The sequence below is a fragment of the Streptomyces sp. LS1784 genome (assembly GCF_020103755.1).
Lineage (GTDB): Bacteria > Actinomycetota > Actinomycetes > Streptomycetales > Streptomycetaceae > Kitasatospora.
On the sequence record NZ_JAHSQD010001034.1, the window covers coordinates 1 to 1,464 of the forward strand.

Genomic DNA, 1,464 nt, shown 5'->3' on the forward strand with positions numbered 1-1,464 from the left:
CGGCGGGCTCGGCGTGGCCGACGCCCGCCGCCGGGTTGGTGAGAACGGCGACCCTGCGGACGGTTCTCACCTCGTTCACGGGATCAACTTGCCCGGGTTGAGGATGCCCGCCGGGTCGAGTTCGGCCTTGACGGCGCGCAGGATGCGCACGCCCAGCTCGCCGACCTCCTCGGTCATCCAGGGCCGGTGGTCGGCGCCGACGGCGTGGTGGTGGCTGATGGTGCCGCCCGCGCCGAGGATGGCGTCCCCGGCGGCGCGCTTGGCGGCGCCCCAGCGGCTGAGCGGGTCCTCGCCGAGGGCGGCGACGACGGTGAAGTAGAGCGAGGCGCCGGTCGGGTAGACGTGCGAGATGTGGCAGAGCACGAGGGAGCCGGGCAGGGCGCCGGTGAGCGCCTCGGTGACGGCGGTGCGCAGGGCCGGCAGCCGGCTCCAGTCGGTCGCGGTCTCCAGGGTCTCGCACAGCGCGCCCGCGCTGAGCAGCGAGTCGCGCAGGTAGGGGGCGTTGAACCGGCCGTGCTCCCAGGCCCGGGCGGGGGCCTCGCCGAGCGAGGTGCCGCCGGCGGCGATCAGGGCGTCGCGGGTGAGCTGCTGCCGGGCGGCGACCTGGGCGGCGCTGCCCTCGAACACGGTGACGGCCAGGCAGCCGCTGACCGCCGGGGCGCCGCCGATCTGCTCGGTCATGGCCAGGTTGATCATGGTCTCGGCCTCGTCGGAGAGCCGGATCACGGTGGGGCCGGTGCCCTGCTGCTCGACGGCACGCAGCGCGGCCGTGCCGGTGGCGAAGTCGGGGAAGCTCCACGCCTCGTACGCCTTGACGGCGGGCAGGGGGTGGACGCGCAGCCGGACGGCGGTGATCACGCCGAGGGTGCCCTCGGAGCCGAGGAAGAGCTGGCGAAGGTCGGGGCCGGCGGCGGAGGCGGGGGCGCGGCCGAGGTCGAGCACCCCGGCGGGGGTGACGACGCGCAGCCCGCGCACCATCTCGTCGAAGCGCCCGTACCCGGCGGAGTCCTGGCCGGAGGAGCGGGTGGCCGCGAAGCCGCCGATGGTGGCGTAGCGGAAGCTCTGCGGGTAGTGGCCGAGTTCCCAGCCGCGTTCGGCGAGCAGTTCCTCCGCGGCCGGGCCGGTGAGGCCCGCGCCGAGGACGGCCTCGCCGGAGGTCTCGTCCAGGTCGAGCAGCTGGTCGAAGCGGCGCAGGTCGAGCGAGACAACGGAGTCGAACGCACCGCGCTCGGGGTCGAGTCCACCGACGACGCTGGTGCCGCCGCCGAACGGGACGACGGCGATGCGGCGTTCGGCGCACACCGCGAGGACGGCGGCGACCTCCTGCTCGTTGCCGGGCAGCACGACGGCGTCGGGGGCGTCCTGCGCTTCGCGGCTGCGGCGGCGCAGCAGGTCGGGGGTGGACTTGCCGCCGGCGCGCGGCAGCCGGTCGGCGTCGGCGGCGCTGACGTGCGCCTCGCCGAC

The 1,464-nt window shown here is 76.0% G+C and carries 1 protein-coding gene; it reads right to left on the reverse strand.

The window, feature by feature from the left end; all coding sequences use genetic code 11:
• Nucleotides 1-75: 75 nt before the first annotated feature.
• Nucleotides 76-1,464, reverse strand: a 1,389-nt coding sequence (locus tag KS423_RS45385) for an FAD-binding oxidoreductase (protein WP_224285503.1), incomplete at its 5' end; no start/stop codon positions are given.